Genomic DNA, 15,965 nt, shown 5'->3' with positions numbered 1-15,965 from the left:
TAATCTTTGCTTTAGCAACCCTATCGCTTGCCTGCGGCAGAAGCAGCGAAAACCAGCAGGACACCTACAACCCACAACTGCCTCCCATTACCCAGACCGGTGCTAACACCTTTGGTTGCAAGATAAACGGTGTGGTGATGGTGCCGAGAAACTCTATTGGTTATGTGCCGCCGGGAAGCAATCATTATCCAATAACTGTAGCCGGAGGTACAAACAATGAATATATGTATATCCAAGCCTCGGATCGAAGAGAAACCAATAGAGGAGCAGTATTTATTTATTTACAAAATTTTTCCGGTAACAATTATTTTTCTACAGGAGAATATCAAATTTTTGATGGCATCTCACCAAGTTTCCTAAATGACAATTATAACAACTACATTTATGTAAGTGCATATAAAAATGGTATTTCAAATAATTACAAATCCATGGCTGGTACAGGGAAAATTATATTAACCAGAAATGATAATGCCATTTTATCGGGTACATTTTATTGTAAGGTCAAAAATGTAAACGACCCATCTGATATTATTGATATTTCTGAAGGTCGTTTTGATTTTAATAGCCTTATTAATACAACAAATTTCCCATAACTAGTTAAAAGGGAGCAACTGTCATTGCTCCCTCAACCGAATTAATAAATAACTGACTCTAACTCAAAAACAAAATTATGAAATCGAAAATTACAAGAGAAAAAATATTTTGTAGTTCCAAATGGAATAAACTATTTCTTTTCGGTATTATACTATTTACGAAATCAATCTTCGCACAAAATTTCAATTGGGATAATGCGCTTTCACAAATCTATGTGCCACAACCTGGATTTGCTCCGGAAAAAGTACTTTTGGATAAAGCACCGATGTTTGCCGATCTGTATAATTTCAATTATCCCGAACACAATGTAAGTAATAACGGCCATTTCCGTCAGGCTTTATTTGAACTCTACACGGCTTCGGGGCATAATTATTTTTCAAATGAGGACACTTTACCAAATTTTGAAAGTATCGTAACCCCCGCCGTAGAAATACCGATTGGCATCATCAGCACCAAATGTGCCTACCTGAACTATGATGAAGAAGACAATAATAATGGCAACCTCACTTTGCAAAATGGTGTTTTTGTTCCTATCAATTATTTTTCCAGAAAGATTTATTGGTAACTTTAAGCTCCGTTAAAAATTGAGATTATGGCCGTTCATCAGGAAAAAAACATCATCATTCAAAACGCTGAAACAAAAAGTTTCCTCGCGGACGCTTTCTACCCAAATTCAGAAACTAAACTTCCGCTCGTAATTTTTGCACACGGTTATAAAGGTTACAAAGACTGGGGAGCGTGGAATCTGATGGCAGAAAAGTTTGCAGAAGCAGGATTCTTCTTCGTTAAATTCAATTTTTCGCACAACGGGACCACTTTAGAAAACCCCACCGAGTTTGCAGATTTGGAAGCATTCGGGAACAATAATTTCTCAAAAGAAATGTCGGATTACGATGCGGTTTTAAATCATTTTTATGAAAATCCGAAAATTGATCAATCGAAAATCGCAATCATCGGTCACAGTCGGGGAGGAGGAATTTCGGTAATCAAGGCATTTGAAGATGAAAGAATAAAAGCGTTGGTTACTTTAGCCGGAGTGAGTAATTTCGCCAACCGTTTCCCGAGGAGCGAAAAACTGGAAGCTTGGAAAAAATCCGGGGTCATGTATTCCGAAAACGGCAGAACCAAACAGCAGATGCCGCATTATTACCAGTATTTTGAGGATTTTAAGAACAACGAAAACCGTTTCAATATCCAGTTTGCCGCACAACATTTCAGGAAGCCATTCCTCATCATTCAGGGAACCGATGATTTGGCGGTGAATGTCAAAGAAGCGGAATTGCTGAACTTATGGTGCAAAACTTCGGAGCTTTTCATCATAGAAGATTCGAACCATACTTTTGGCGCAAAAGAACCGTGGTCAGGTGATTTTTTGCCGAAAGATCTTGAAAAAGCCACGATGAAATCTATTGATTTTCTAGCTTTGGTTTTTCAGCTTTGATCTAATTTTTAACCAAAACTTTCCACGCTTCTTCAATTCGGCTTTCCTGAAGATGTTGCTGTGCCTCCAAATGTTTTTCCTTTTCGGAATGAAAATTTGCAGCCGGCAATTCCTCTACATTAGCCAACATTCCCAAATCGTTTCCGGTAAAGACTTTGCTGAATTTGATTTCATCCGGCAGCAGATCGAAACCGATTCCTTTCGTTACCAAAGGTTTTGGAACTTCAAAAAGGTTGTTTTCATTATTTCGGGAATACCAGTTTCCGCCTAATCTTGCGACCAAATCGAGTTTCTTTTGGTCTAAGTTTCCGGAATCATTCAAATATTCTTCACGAACATGGATTTTGATGATCTCGCAGATGACTAAATTACCGGCACCGCCTTCAGTTCCCAAATGTTTGATTTCTAAAACTTTACATTCCAAATTCACCGGACAGTCTTCGATGAGTTTAGGTTTCACCAAATCGGCATCTTTCATCGTCAATCCGGATTTCACGAACTCATTTACCTCTTTCTCATATTCCGTGGATGCCAGTGAAATCTGCTGTACGATTTTGAAATTCACGATTCCAATCACCACTTCCGGAACCTCCAAAACATTTTCTAAAGTATGTTTCGTCGTATTGTCACGAACTCTTCTCGCCGGTGAAAAAATCACGATGGGCGGATTGCTGCTGAACATATTGAAGAAACTGAACGGACTCAGATTAATGAAGCCGTTTTGATCAACCGTGGAAGCCAATGCGATAGGACGCGGTGCAATCGCTGTCTGCAAAAGCGTTTGAAGTTGAAGGTTATTTAATTCCTTTGGAGAAATCGTTTTCATTGAATTGCTTAAAATAGGATTTACTTTCCGACAAAAATAATGGTTATTCCGAGAATTTGCGACAGTGGAAAAGGAATTTCAAATATTTATTCATTTTTCGGTCCAATCAGTCTTTAATGACGAAATGAAGACCATAAGTCATCAAAATTAAAAAAACTTCCGATGACGAAAGTTTTTTGTTGCATTTTCTTTTCAACTCCGAATCCATTTCCAAAGCTCCTTCATGCTCGCTTTGTTTCCATACATGAGAATTCCCACGCGATAGACTTTTGCGGCGATGTAGATCATGAGCAATGTTGAAACAATCAGCAATATCATGGAAAGTGCGATTTCCCATAAAGGCACACCAAATGGAATTCTGGCAATCATGGCAACCGGCGAAGTGAACGGAATGATGGACAGCCAAAAACCAAGCGGACCTTCAGGATTATTCATGATGGTGAAACTTCCGTACATTCCTAGCATTAAAGGAATGATGGCGAATAAGGTGAACTGTTGTGTTTCAGTTTCGTTATCCACAGCGGAACCGATCGCGGCATACATGGAGCTGTAAAAAATATATCCCAGCAAAAAGAAAACGATGAATACGAAGATAATCAGCGGGAAATTCATGTCCAAAAGAATGTGGGAAACTTCGCCCGCCATTTGTTTAAAGTCGAATTTCTGGATCATTTCTGCAGATTGTTCGCCGCCGGGAATTTGATTTTGCATGGCTGAAAAACCAGTGTTCAAAGTGATTGCGCCAAGTACAGCCATCGTGATCCAAATTGAAAATTGGGTTAAAGCGACCAAAGTAACGCCCAAAATTTTGCCCATCATCAGTTCAAATGGTTTCACCGAGGAAATGATGATTTCCACCACGCGGTTGTTTTTTTCCTCCAAAACACTTCTCATCACGCGAACTCCGTAAATGATGATGAACATGAAAACCGCATACATCAAAACCATGCTCAATCCGGATTTCACGCCGAAAGAGAGGTCGTTGTCGGTACTTTTTTCATCCACGATATTTTTGGTGTAGAGCTCGAAATTTTTATCCAAATCCTTGATCTGGCTTTCAGAAATTCCGAGGGTTTTGATTTTTTCTTTTTTGATGATTCTGGAAAGATCTGCGATGACGCTCAGTTTCGTATCGAAACCAATCTTTTTGTTGATCAGCAGTTTGCTTCCTTTTTCAAGTTCGTCGAAGTTGTTGTTTCTCAATTCCGGAATCACCAGCAATCCCTCAATTCCGGTCATATCTTTCAAAGTCTCCGTGAGTGCTCTTTCATTTTCCTGGGGAACAAAAACGTACTTGATATTTTTATCATTTTTAAGTTGGCCTACGAAAATCCCGCTTTTATCAATGACGTTGAAAGTACTTGAACTTTCGTTGGCCTTGAACATAAACGCGATCAAAGCACCGAAACCAATCATCAAAATGGGCGCGAGAAGCGTTAGAATCACGAAGGATTTCTTTTTGACCTGGGTTAGATATTCACGTTTTGTAATTAGGAATATGTTTTTCATCTAAATTTTGGATTAAAGTTTAAGGTTTGAGGCTCAAAATAGGCAATGGATTCATCCGAAGATAATCTTTGGATTTCAATTTCTAAAGAAAAACTACCTATTGCACTGCATTAATAAACACCTCATTCATGCTTGGAATTTTCTCATCAAAAGATCTGATTTTCCCTACTTTCATCAGTTCATTCAGTAATAGGTTTTGGTGATCTCCATTTTTGATGTCAAATGAAATCAGTTGGTTTTCAATAGAATAGTCTTCAATTTGAAACTGATTTTTGAAAGATTCAAAATGATCATTATCCACATCTGAAAGGGTTACCTTGAAAATATTCTTCTTGAATTTTTCACGCACTTCGAAGACTTTCCCATCGAGAACTTTTTTCGCGTTATTGATCAAGGCTACGTAATCGCACATTTCCTCCACGCTTTCCATTCGGTGGGTGGAAAGGATGATTGTGGTTCCCTGGTTTTTCAGGTTTAGGATTTGGTCTTTGATCAAATTTGCGTTCACCGGATCAAAACCTGAAAACGGCTCGTCCAGAATCAGCAATTTCGGGCGGTGCAAAACGGTGACCACGAACTGTATTTTCTGTGCCATTCCCTTTGAAAGTTCAGAGAGTTTCTTTTTCCACCACTGGTCAATCTGAAGTTGCCCGAACCAGTATTTTGCCTGGTCCAGTGCGTCATTTTTTCCCATTCCTTTCAGCTCCCCGAAATAAAGGATCTGATCGCCCACAGTCATATTTTTGTAAAGCCCGCGTTCTTCCGGCATATAACCGATTTGCTTGATGTGTTCCGGATTTAGTTTTTCGTTATTGATAAATACTTCACCGGAATCGGCTTGCGTAATTTGGTTGATAATTCTGATGAATGTGGTTTTTCCGGCACCATTTGGACCAAGAAGCCCATAAATACTGCCTTCCGGAACATTAATGGAAAAATCATGGAGTGCCAGTTTTTTTCCGGCGTTGTAAGTTTTGGTGACGTGTTCTGCTTTGAGCATGAAAATTCTTTTAGATATTAGTACTTGGATTCATGAAAATGTTACGGTGCAGCCAATAAATGACTTTGTACTATTCCTTTCGGAAAGCGTTTAGAAGAATTCTGCGGTATTTTAAGAAGTGAGTCTGAAAAGGGAGCTCGCTAAAAAAGTGCTACACGAAATTTCCTTCCTCATAGAACGTTTTGGCTTGTTGAATTACATCGCCCATTTCTTCCAAAGTGAATACCTCTAAAAACTTCATGCGCCATTCCTTGAAATGTGGAATTCCCCGGAAATAGTTGCTGTAATGCTGCCTCATTTCAATCAGCCCCAATCTTTCGCCTTTCCATTCCGCGCTCCATTCCGCATGTTGGCGAACCGCTTCCAAACGTTGTGTAATAGTCGGTTCGGGAAGTTTTTCACCCGTCGCAAAAAAATGCTTGATCTCGTTAAAAATCCACGGATAGCCAATTGCACCACGACCGATCATGATTCCGTCGCAATCATATTTTGTGCGGTATTCTAAAGCTTTTTCGGGAGAATCCACATCACCGTTTCCGAAAATTGGAATTTCAATATTCGGATTGTTTTTCACTTTTGAAATATAATCCCAATCGGCTTCACCTTTGTACATTTGGGATCGGGTTCTGGCGTGAATGGTCAATGCTTTTATGCCAACTTCCTGCAATCTTTCGGCAACTTCCATGATGTTGATGGTTTCCGTGTCCCAACCTAAACGGGTTTTCACGGTCACCGGAAGATGGGTGGAATTTACCACTGCTTTGGTCAGTCGGACCATTAAGTCGATATCTTTCAAAACACCTGCGCCGGCTCCTTTGCAAACGACTTTTTTTACCGGGCAACCGAAATTGATGTCCACCAAATCTGGATTCACGGTTTCCACGATTTTTGCGGAAAGTGCCATTGCTTCTTCATCACCGCCAAAAATTTGGATTCCCACGGGTCTTTCATAATCGAAGATATCCAGTTTTTTTCGGCTTTTCATGGCGTCGCGAATCAGTCCTTCCGAAGAGATGAATTCAGAATACATGAGATCTGCTCCGTGCATTTTGCAGAGTCTTCGGAATGGCGGATCAGAAACATCCTCCATCGGAGCGAGCAGAAGCGGGAAGTCTGGAAGCGTTATGTTGCCGATTTTTATCATGGCGCAAAATTACGAAATTAGTTAGAAGTCGGAAGACCGCAACAAAGAAGTTTAATGGCGAAAGTTTCAAGTGTGCGTGATAAAAAAACAGCTTCAAAGGAAGCTGCTTTTATCTGAAATTTTTTTAATCGAAGTCGTGGTGGGTATCGTCTTTTGAGTTCCGGTGCACAAACCACATTCCAATTGTCAAACCGACAACTCCTGCAACTGCCGTCATCAAGGCTCTTTCAACCTTGTCCGGTAAATCATTGCCGATGTAGTTCATCAGGAATAAAATAATAAAGGTGATCACTGCGATCACGACGAATTTGGTGCTTTTAATGTTCATTATCTCAACCTGTATGAAATCATTAAACCGCCTTTATAGGGAATCCACTCGCCACTTCTGTTAGCGCCGTCCACATAATCTACATCATATCTTTCGCCGGTACTGGTTACATAACCATGATAAAACCCTTCTGAATGACCGCCACCAAGAAACAAATCCAAGTTCCAGTTTTCATTGATTTGCCACTGGTAACCCACTGTAGCGCCGCCCATTATTGCAAATCCTGACTGATAGATGTCGTTTAATTTGTAAACAGGATATTCCGGTCCATATTGATAATCTCCGTCACCCCAATAATTATACTTCCTCATTTTGAACGCGGCAACATGCAAATTTGCTCCCAAATAAAAATGTTTAAAAGCTTTATTGAAATAAAATCTGGCCTCAATTCCACCCATATAGATTTGCGCAGGAACTCCTGCGAATGATTCCCATGGTGAAATGAAAATTTCTTCCTGTAGGGTCCATTTTTCACTAAGTTGGTGCTCAATTCCTGCATTCAGCATTCCGATTGGCAGAAAAAGGGCGTTGGCTTTTACATAAAGTTTTTTTGGAGTCTTGACCGAATCATTGGTTTGTGCGCTAAGAAAGGCAAATGCCGAAAAAGCAAGGAGTAAAAAGATTTTTTTCAAGTTATTTTATTTTAGGGTTTCTAATAATTGCGTGGCTAAAGAGGAATCCTGGCCTTGACTTTCGGCAAGATACTTTGATAGTTTTGCGTACAGTAAAGCACCATCTTTATTACCGGTTTTGGCATAAAGTTTTGCCAGGATATAGGTGTTTTGTGGATTTTGAACATTCATGTTTACTTTCTCTGCCCATTCCACCGCTTTTTTCAGAGATTGCGGATCAGTGACGTGTTCGCTGAAAATCCAGGCTGCTTTGATGAGCTCGTCGGTCGTAAACTTTTCAGGATCTGAATAATATGCAAGAGCAGCTTTTTCAAATCCGGCAAAATTCCCCACATTGGCGTAGTAATTTACCTTAAACCTATTGAGTTCATTTTCAGCTTCGGTTTTTCCTACCAACGGAGTGGCGGACTGAAAGAATTTTTCCTCATCGATGGTGCCGGTTTTCTGATCGAAAGCAGCCTCAAACGCCTTTGAAATCTTTAGGCTTGAATCAATTTCCCGGTATTTTTCAGGAGAGATCATTTGGCTGATTTCGTCTTTTCTTTCAACAAAAACCTTGTAATTCGGGTCTTCCGGTGATTTTATATAATATAGAAGTAATCGGATTTCTTCCGGGCTTAATGGTTGTTTTTCCTTCCCCTGAAAGTACCGCTCGGAGACTTTTTTGGCGAATTCGGGATCACTGTCTGAATAGGTCCGCATCATATTGAGCAGCAGTTCAGGATCTTTTTCCCCCTTCGCAAAGAGCTCTTTGTAAGAACCATTTTTCAGTTTAGGATTATTGGCTTCCTTGGCGAAATCGAGGAATTCATTTTCTGATTTATAGCCATAATCTTTTAGCACTACTTCACCATCTCCATTCAGAAAAAGGTAAGTAGGATAGGAGTAGATATTGTATTTTCTGGCAATGTCTCGTCCTTCTCCTTTTTCCATGTCGATACTGGCGTTAATGAAATTGGAGTTAAAAAACTCACGCACCGATTTGAGCGGGAAAATATTTTTCTCCATCATTTTGCATGGACCGCACCAGGAAGCATAAGCATCCAGAAAAACCAGTTTTTTCTCGGTTTTTGCCTTAGCCAAAATATCTTTAAAGCTGCTTTTTTCAAAATTTATGCCCTCTTGTGCAAAAATGGAAATTGAGATAGTGACGAATAGGAATAACAGGATTTTTTTCATTTCATTAGGAAAAATCTGTGCGAATATAATTATAAAAAATTTGAGCAAAGAAGATTTTGGGAAATTATAAGATTATTTTAAGCGAATTTGAGCAGTTCCGATGATTCTAATGTAATGCTGTGCTTTGTGAAATGGAAGATGCTTTCGCACCAAAAAAGGAATTTGCTGTAGACTGAAATACGGTATCCACAAGATTTAATCAGTTATTAATATTGGTTTAAAGTAAGTTTGGCGGGTGTTTCCTATTTTTGGGATAGCTAATAAATACACAAGATGAACTCATTTTCAATCACAGTTAAACAACGTTATCGAAAACTTTTGCAATCGATTAAGGAAGCCATTTTCATTCGGGATGTCATCTGACAAAAAAACTTCGGAAGTCCGAAGTTTTTTGTAAAATACTTGTCTAAAATTTATTCGGGTTTGTAGCCGTCTTTCAAAGTCACGGTTCTGTTGAACACCAATTTCTCCTCAGAGGAATCTCTGTCTTTGGTGAAATAACCGATCCTTTGAAACTGATAAGGATGGCCAATCTCCGCATTTTTAAGGCTTGGTTCAGCAAATCCATGAACGGTCTGCATGCTTTCCGGATTGAGGAATTCCATGAAGTCAGTTTCCTTTTCCGAATCCGGTTCAGGAATGGTGAAAAGCCGGTTATAGATTCTCACCTCCACCGGAATTGCATGTTTTGCAGAAACCCAATGTAGGGTGCCCTTTACTTTCCTTAAGCTTTCCTCGGTTCCGCTTCCGGATTTTGATTTTGGATCATAAGTTGCATAAATCGTGGTGATTTCGCCATTTTCGTCTTTTTCCACTCTTTCAGCTCTGATGATGTATGCGGATTTCAAACGGACTTCACCACCTAATTTTAAGCGGAAAAACTTATTATTGGCTTCTTCCTTGAAATCTTCGCGCTCAATGTAAAGTTCTCTGCTGAAAGGGATTTCTCGGGTTCCTGCATTTTCATCTTCCGGATTGTTTTCGGTTTCCAGCCATTCTTCTTCATTTTCAGGATAATTTTCGATGACGAGTTTCACAGGATCAACCACCGCCATCACTCTGGTGGAAATCTTGTTCAAATCCTCGCGCACGAAAAATTCCAAAAGCTGTATGTCGATCATGTTTTCCCTTTTAGCAACTCCCACTCTTTCGATGAAGTTCTTAATGGCAATCGGGGTAAAACCTAATCTCCGCATTCCGGAAATGGTAGGCATTCTGGGATCGTCCCATCCTGTCACTACTTTTTCTGCGACCAGTCTCTGCAGTTTTCTTTTGGAAGTAATCATGTAGGTCACATTCATTCTGGCGAATTCCCTTTGCTTGTTTCTCACCTTGGACGGGTCATAAATTTGATCCAGATACCAATCATAAAGTGGACGGTGATTTTCAAATTCCAAAGAACAAAGCGAGTGCGAAATTTGCTCGATATAGTCGGATTCTCCGTGCGCCCAATCGTACATTGGGTAGATTTTCCATTTATCACCGGTTCTGTGGTGTGGTCTTTTCAGGATTCGGTACATCACCGGATCACGCATATTCATGTTGGGAGATTTCATGTCGATTTTTGCACGAAGCGACATGGTGCCTTCAGCAAATTCTCCGTTTTTCATTTTTTCAAATAGTTGCAGACTTTCTTCAATCGGTCTGTTTCTAAAAGGTGATTCGATTCCGTCTTCGAAAGGGTTTTTTCTTTGGGCGGTAATTTCTTCGGAAGATTGTTCGTCCACATAAGCTTTCCCTTCCTTGATCATTTGGACCGCCCAATCGTAGAGTTGGTCAAAATAATCGGATGCGTAAAGTTCTTGGTCATATTTAAAGCCAAGCCAATCGATATCTGCCTTGATGGAATCCACAAATTCCTGTTCTTCTTTTTCAGGATTGGTGTCATCAAAACGAAGATTTACGGGTGCTCCATATTTTTCACCCAGGCCAAAATTGATGCAGATTGCTTTGGTGTGACCCACATGAAGATATCCATTCGGTTCAGGTGGAAAACGGAATCGCAATTGGTCTTTTCCTAATCCTTTTGCGAGATCTTCTTCTATGATCTGCTCAATAAAGTTGAGTGCTTTTTTTTCTTCTTCCATTGTTTAGAATTGTAGAGTGCGAATTTACGGATTCTTGGGGAAAAGAAAAACTGGTGGCGTTTTGTGAATATTCAGAAACAGAATATGCAGGGGCGGAATTGCAAGATTAGAAAGCAGCACTGCCAAAGCAAAAGCTTTGGCAGTGAATTTTGTAATCATTTTTTGATTCAATGGTCGAAATCTAAAAGAAATTCGGTGTGAAAACTAAAATTTAAACTTTAAAATTGATAGAAAAGCCTTCCAGCAAACGCATTGTTGGTTAACTTTTCAAATGTGCTGTCTTTTACTATGTCGGACATTCCATGTGTATATCTTAAATCAATACCGAAATTTTCTGTGAAGTAATATCCCAAACCGCCTGTCAAACCGAAATCCGTGGTATTCAGACTTTCTTTAATATCGTGTCCATTTTCTTTTGCAGAAACCAAAATCAGTAATTGTGGTCCTGCGGTAATGTAAAAATTGTCGAATCGCGGCTTCAAAAGAAGCGGGATTGCGATGTAATCAAGTCTTTCCTTTAAGGTAGTCCCTGCAGTTTCAAATTTCACATCGGATCCAAAATTTGTATATGTCGCTTCAAGTTGCAAACCTATTTTTTCACTGAATTGATAGTAGGTGTACATTCCGGCATTGATTCCAAAAATAAATTTTGGATCTGCAGAGGAATCCCATCCATTGATATTGGCGTAGTTTGCACCAACCAGCGCCCCAAACTTAAAATCCGGACCTGATTTTTTCTTGTATTTGCTGGTTTTCTGCCCCTGAATTCCGGTGAAAACCATTAACGTACTAAGAGCAAACAGTTTTAATAGTAGATTTTTCATCGTTATAACTTTATTTTGGTGTTATGAATAACTTGTTTTGGTTGTCCTGCTCCAAAAGCTTTTCCGATCTCCTTGATAGCTTGGATTCTGTCTTTTTCCAGACCCACTTCTTTTTCGTAATACACGTTCCATTCTCTGCCGTCTATCTCTTTCATTCTTGTGCCAACTGTTTTTGAGAAAGCTTCCACCTCTTTGAAACAGGATGAACTTGGGTCAATTTGTGACAGATATGCTGTAGCGGCTTCGGCACCTTCGGCATTGGGGTTTTTACTCCATTCCATTTTGGCCTGTGCCAGATTGGATTTGCACTCATAATTGATTTTTTTCACATAGACAGCCTGTGCTTTTGCCATGGCTTGAGAATAGCAACTTTTTGCGGCAGACGGAATTGAAGTAAGTTTATAAAGTGCAAAATCGTATTGGTTTGTTTTTTCGAGCATGTTTACTTCGTTGATGATTGTAGAACAGTTTTTTGTATAGTAATTCACTATTTTTGTTTTAGCGTCGGCCAAGAAATTTTGATATTCAGGCGTGTTGAAATTCATCTGGTTGATCGCGTTGTTTACTGCTTTTGCTAAAGTATTTCCCACACCGTTTGATACTTTAGATACCTGTGCATAGGTATTTTTGTCCACAATATTCATAATCTTTGTGGTAAACATGATTTCGTAAATATACATTGGTGGTGCCCCACCTGCGGTTTTAGTGTTCAAAACATTAAAATCGGTTGAGATCTCGAATTGCGAATTTATTCCACGAACAATTCCGTTTTGAGCGAGTAGGCTACCAAGTTTATTCTCGATAAGGCTAGAATAGGTTTGGGCTAAATCACTTGAACCTGCAGCGGTGGAGATTTCTATTCCGGTATCATCTTGTGCAAAAAATGACAACGGAGTAAATGCCAGAATAAGTGCGATTAATTTTATTGTTTTCATGACTTTATTTTTTTGAAAAGTAGATTGATGTTTTGCCCATTCCAGTTCTTTTCACAGTAACTTTGAAATTATATGGGGCTGCTTCGAAGGTTTTCTTGATTCCTCTCGCAAAAATATCGGCACTTACTGCACGTCCGTTTGCATCAAAAACGGGGATTCTGACTTCTTCAAAATTGAGCATCACTTCCGAAGACTCAGTGAGATTGTATTTTCCTTTCACCGCATTGCTGGAGAACCAGTCTTCAATGTGATTATCGAGAGTCTGACCGTTTATTTCTGTTTCGAAATCCTCTTTCATATCATTGAACAACCCGAACACGAACTGTGCTTTTCTTCCATTTTCTGCCATATCGGAAAAATAGTTCTCGATTTGATTAAAAAATGGATCCACTTTGTTATTGATGGTTTCTGCCACCATGGACAAAATATCGCTGGAATAAGTAGATTTTCCGACCAGGTCGGGTGAACTGGCAACTTGTTCACCGGTATAATTATCTTTGGCGTTGAAGTCGAATTTCAGAGAATTTTTCGGTCCTTCTTTCGCAAAATAGAAATTCACATAGATGCCTAAATCAAAATTGCTTTGCCCGGAAACCAAATCATTTACGGCAGAGGTCTTGATTTGGGCTCCGTCTTTACTTTCCATCCCAGCTCTGGCATTTGTTTTAGACTGAATTTTCTGGTTTTGTGCGAATGCTCTGATGTTGAATTTCCCATCGGTTCGGTCAGTGAAAATTTCGCCAATTTTGCTCATCACCAGGTTTAGTTCATCACTTTCCTTGAAAGCTCTGGTGTAGTTGCATTGGTCTTCACCATTTCCATCTTTTTCCATAAATCCGTTTCGGGTACACCAACTGTCTTCAGGGAAAAGCATTAGGATTGGTTTTTTCGCACCCTGTGCAAAAAATGCTTGTGCCATCAAAACCAGCACAATCGGTAATAATTTTGTTTTCATAGTTTATGGGTTAAGTCTTTTTACCAAACCTTCTAAAGCGCTGTATTTTAACAGGACTTCGAAACTTAATGCTTGGTTTTGGGTGTATTTTAAATCGCGCTTTTGTTCATAAGTGGCAAATTCCCGGTAGATGGATGCGTAATCACCTATATTTCCTTCATTTGAAAAAAAGGCAAGCAGCCACTGCTTTGTTTCGGGGGCATCTTGCTTGTTTTGAAAAAGCGGGAGCTTGATGCAGTCTTTTGGACCCTGATCGATGCCTTTTAAGAAAATATCGTTGAGTGCAGTTTTCAATGCATTAGCTTTTACTTCTTCGTAGGTAGTTCCACGAGCGGAAACTTTTACCAGTATATTTCCATCGAGCTCATTTCTGATGCCGATGGTTTTAAGCGAATAATTGCCTAAGTCATATTCTGGCTTGTAGGATTGACAGCTGCTCAGAAAAACGAGGGCAGAGGTGATAAGTATTAATTTTTTCATTTTCCGATAATTTTGGTTTTTGGACCGTTGTTTTTTTTGCGGAGGAATTTTCCTTTGGGTGTTTTTTTCCGGATTTGATTTCGGCTGATTATTTTTAGAACATGGATGAGAAACTCTTGATGATTCCTGCGGCTTCTAGGTCTTTTCTCAAGAGATCTTTTGATACGGTAACGATAATTCCTAGTTTGTACTCTTTCCCAACTTTCACGATGTCTTTTGGATCTACATTCCCGTCGGTAGATAGTGTTACGTATTTCATGTATTTTCCTCCATCCATAAAGAAATTGTTGAAGAAATGTTCATTTTCAGCTTCTGCATTTGGGTTTTTGGCCAGTGGTTTTTGTGTGCCGCATTCGGAATTTCCGATGAATCCTTTGAAAATCACACCGTGTACCGCATTTTTCTTTGCCTGCTCAATGACCAATTTCCTTGTTTTCTCGAAAGAGAAAACCCTCACCAGATAGCTTCCGTCTTGGCCAACACCGGCACATTCGATTTCATATTTCCATTCCCGGGTGTTTTTGTCATTTTTTCCATTCTGTGCAAATGAGTTTACAGACAGAAACAAGATAAGGATTAGGATTAATTTTTTCATAGCAATTTATTTTAGTTTGTTTGCATTAATAACATTCCGGGAACAATGTCGCCTTTCATTTTACTCACCTTCAATACGGTTACATCCACTTCTTGATTTGGATTTTCTTCATCTGCACCATATCTGTTGTCCCAGATCGGATAGTTGGTATCCACTTTCATTTTCCCTACTACCACAAGCTCTTCTGTACCATCCTCTTTAATGACCCTCTCCAAAACATCAAATTTCGACTTCTTATCAATTCCCTCTTTCATCCCGGCTTTAATGGTAATTACCGGATCCACTGTAAACACGGGGATTTTAACGGAAAAGACATCGTAAGATTTTTGAAGATTGTTGATGGCCTTATCAAATGATTTAATGGTCGCTCTTTCCACCAGTTGCTCGTTTGATTTGCCAGATAGCGTGGAGGATTGAATATCTGCACCAGTTTTTGTTTGGCCCACAAATTTTACTTTGAAATAATCAGCGTTATCAAAAGCTGCTTTCTTTTCGGGAGTAATTGATTTTTCATCAGCCCAAAGTTCGTTGTAGAAGCGATCTCTGGTATCCGCATCCCAAACCAGCTTGAAGAGGTAGGATTTGGTCCCTACCCAAAAACCTTTGCCGAAAGTGTCGGTGGTCAGTTTTGTGAGATCCGTCAATGAGGACGCGAGTTGGTTTCCCTCTTGTAGAAAGCTCTGCGATAGCAATGAAAGTCCTGCTCCAAGACCTTTGGCTATATTTTCCTTGTTGGTGTAATTGGATTTCATGACAATGACGAAGGTATTATCAATTAACTCAGCACCCTTATCTCCCAAAGATGACTCTCCGCGGGAGGTGTTCTGTGCGATTTTCCGGTCCAGTTCCTTGGCATCATAAAATCCTCTTTTCAACACCAGATCGGCATCAAATGCGCCTTTTTTACTTCGGTTGAACCATTTTGCTACCAGTTCGTTTCCGATTTTCTGTTCATTGAGGAAATTTTCAAGATATTTCACATCATCAATGTTCAACTCATTTTTGGGAATTAATCGGGTGTCGTCAGGCAAATTGTGGTTGTTATATTTGTCCGGGGTGAATTTGGTCATAAATGCATTCTGAACTGCATCGTCATACTCGATCGATTTGTTGTCCAGCATGAATGTAGAAAGGGAACTTCTCCGGTAATCTATGCTTACAGAGTCTTTTTTTGAAATGGAATATTTTTGTGCAAAAAATAAACCTGCACAAAAAAACGTAAATAAAAGGGTAGATTTTCTCATGGCTTACAAATAGTTAGTTGATTTTTTTGTTTTCATTTTTGTTTGGTGTGATCATACAGTTTTTTTCAAATAAAGCCCCAAAGCTCTGTTATTACAACATGATCTGCAATACCACAAAAGGGTGATTTTTAATTAAACATTCGTTTAATAATTTTGGTTTCAAGGCAATGTTTTTTTAGTTACTTTTATCGA

18 protein-coding genes are annotated in these 15,965 nt (G+C 39.4%); 3 read left to right on the top strand and 15 right to left on the bottom strand.

What is annotated here, in order from left to right; genetic code table 11:
• The 3 genes from ACM44_RS11090 to ACM44_RS11080 all read left to right on the top strand — a co-directional run.
• The coding region (locus tag ACM44_RS11090) for a hypothetical protein (RefSeq protein WP_053215462.1) at window positions 1–593 on the top strand (593 nt) is incomplete at its 5' end.
• Window positions 594–670: 77 nt separating this feature from the next.
• Window positions 671–1,159 carry a hypothetical protein gene (locus tag ACM44_RS11085; RefSeq protein WP_048500117.1) on the top strand — a complete coding sequence of 163 codons (489 nt, stop codon included), beginning with the start codon at window positions 671–673 and terminating at the stop codon, window positions 1,157–1,159.
• 27 nt (window positions 1,160–1,186) lie between these two features.
• On the top strand, window positions 1,187–2,035 hold the full coding sequence (locus ACM44_RS11080) for an alpha/beta hydrolase family protein (protein WP_048500116.1): 849 nt from the start codon (window positions 1,187–1,189) through the stop codon (window positions 2,033–2,035).
• A 1-nt stretch (window position 2,036) separates the two neighbouring features.
• Here the strand turns inward: ACM44_RS11080 and ACM44_RS11075 are convergent, their stop codons facing one another.
• The 15 genes from ACM44_RS11075 to ACM44_RS11010 all read right to left on the bottom strand — a co-directional run bounded on the left by ACM44_RS11075 (window position 2,037) and on the right by ACM44_RS11010 (window position 15,773).
• Window positions 2,037–2,861, bottom strand: coding sequence for a flavin reductase family protein (locus ACM44_RS11075; RefSeq protein WP_048500115.1), 825 nt, complete (start codon window positions 2,859–2,861; stop codon window positions 2,037–2,039).
• Window positions 2,862–3,053: 192 nt separating this feature from the next.
• Window positions 3,054–4,370, bottom strand: coding sequence for an ABC transporter permease (locus tag ACM44_RS11070; RefSeq protein ID WP_048500114.1), 1,317 nt, complete (start codon window positions 4,368–4,370; stop codon window positions 3,054–3,056).
• 97 nt (window positions 4,371–4,467) lie between these two features.
• The gene (locus tag ACM44_RS11065; RefSeq protein WP_048500113.1) at window positions 4,468–5,370 is read right to left on the bottom strand and encodes an ABC transporter ATP-binding protein; all 903 of its coding nucleotides are present in this window, start codon (window positions 5,368–5,370) and stop codon (window positions 4,468–4,470) included.
• A 151-nt stretch (window positions 5,371–5,521) separates the two neighbouring features.
• On the bottom strand, window positions 5,522–6,514 hold the full coding sequence (gene dusB, locus ACM44_RS11060; RefSeq protein WP_048500112.1) for a tRNA dihydrouridine synthase DusB: 993 nt from the start codon (window positions 6,512–6,514) through the stop codon (window positions 5,522–5,524).
• A 124-nt stretch (window positions 6,515–6,638) separates the two neighbouring features.
• Window positions 6,639–6,842 carry a hypothetical protein gene (locus ACM44_RS11055; RefSeq protein WP_048500111.1) on the bottom strand — a complete coding sequence of 68 codons (204 nt, stop codon included), beginning with the start codon at window positions 6,840–6,842 and terminating at the stop codon, window positions 6,639–6,641.
• The gene (locus tag ACM44_RS11050; RefSeq protein WP_048500110.1) at window positions 6,842–7,474 is read right to left on the bottom strand and encodes a DUF3575 domain-containing protein; all 633 of its coding nucleotides are present in this window, start codon (window positions 7,472–7,474) and stop codon (window positions 6,842–6,844) included. The genes ACM44_RS11055 and ACM44_RS11050 overlap by 1 nt, the downstream gene beginning before the upstream one ends.
• A gap of 6 nt (window positions 7,475–7,480) precedes the next feature.
• Window positions 7,481–8,653, bottom strand: a complete 1,173-nt coding sequence (locus ACM44_RS11045) for a thioredoxin family protein (RefSeq protein ID WP_048500109.1) — start codon at window positions 8,651–8,653, stop codon at window positions 7,481–7,483.
• Window positions 8,654–9,066: 413 nt separating this feature from the next.
• The gene (locus ACM44_RS11040; protein WP_048500108.1) at window positions 9,067–10,740 is read right to left on the bottom strand and encodes a glutamine--tRNA ligase/YqeY domain fusion protein; all 1,674 of its coding nucleotides are present in this window, start codon (window positions 10,738–10,740) and stop codon (window positions 9,067–9,069) included.
• 24 nt (window positions 10,741–10,764) lie between these two features.
• A complete protein-coding gene (locus ACM44_RS15860; protein WP_262486480.1) occupies window positions 10,765–10,899 on the bottom strand; it encodes a hypothetical protein in 135 nt (44 codons plus the stop codon).
• A gap of 59 nt (window positions 10,900–10,958) precedes the next feature.
• The gene (locus tag ACM44_RS11035) at window positions 10,959–11,564 is read right to left on the bottom strand and encodes a porin family protein (RefSeq protein WP_083993717.1); all 606 of its coding nucleotides are present in this window, start codon (window positions 11,562–11,564) and stop codon (window positions 10,959–10,961) included.
• Between the two features lie 2 nt (window positions 11,565–11,566).
• Window positions 11,567–12,499: a hypothetical protein gene (locus ACM44_RS11030; protein WP_048500106.1), complete on the bottom strand. Its 933-nt coding sequence runs from the start codon at window positions 12,497–12,499 to the stop codon at window positions 11,567–11,569.
• Window positions 12,500–12,503: 4 nt separating this feature from the next.
• Window positions 12,504–13,454, bottom strand: a complete 951-nt coding sequence (locus ACM44_RS11025; RefSeq protein WP_048500105.1) for a DUF6175 family protein — start codon at window positions 13,452–13,454, stop codon at window positions 12,504–12,506.
• Window positions 13,455–13,457: 3 nt separating this feature from the next.
• A complete protein-coding gene (locus ACM44_RS11020; protein WP_048500104.1) occupies window positions 13,458–13,934 on the bottom strand; it encodes a lipoprotein in 477 nt (158 codons plus the stop codon).
• Window positions 13,935–14,028: 94 nt separating this feature from the next.
• A complete protein-coding gene (locus tag ACM44_RS11015) occupies window positions 14,029–14,529 on the bottom strand; it encodes a hypothetical protein (RefSeq protein ID WP_048500103.1) in 501 nt (166 codons plus the stop codon).
• A gap of 11 nt (window positions 14,530–14,540) precedes the next feature.
• Entirely contained in the window at window positions 14,541–15,773 is a 1,233-nt protein-coding gene (locus tag ACM44_RS11010; protein WP_048500102.1) for a hypothetical protein, read from the bottom strand.
• Window positions 15,774–15,965 lie beyond the last annotated feature (192 nt).

Origin of the sequence: Chryseobacterium koreense CCUG 49689 (assembly GCF_001045435.1) — a bacterium.
Taxonomy (GTDB): Bacteria; Bacteroidota; Bacteroidia; order Flavobacteriales; family Weeksellaceae; genus Kaistella; species Kaistella koreensis.
The sequence above is the reverse complement of the archived record's forward strand: the minus strand, read 5'-3'. Positions and strand labels throughout refer to the sequence as shown.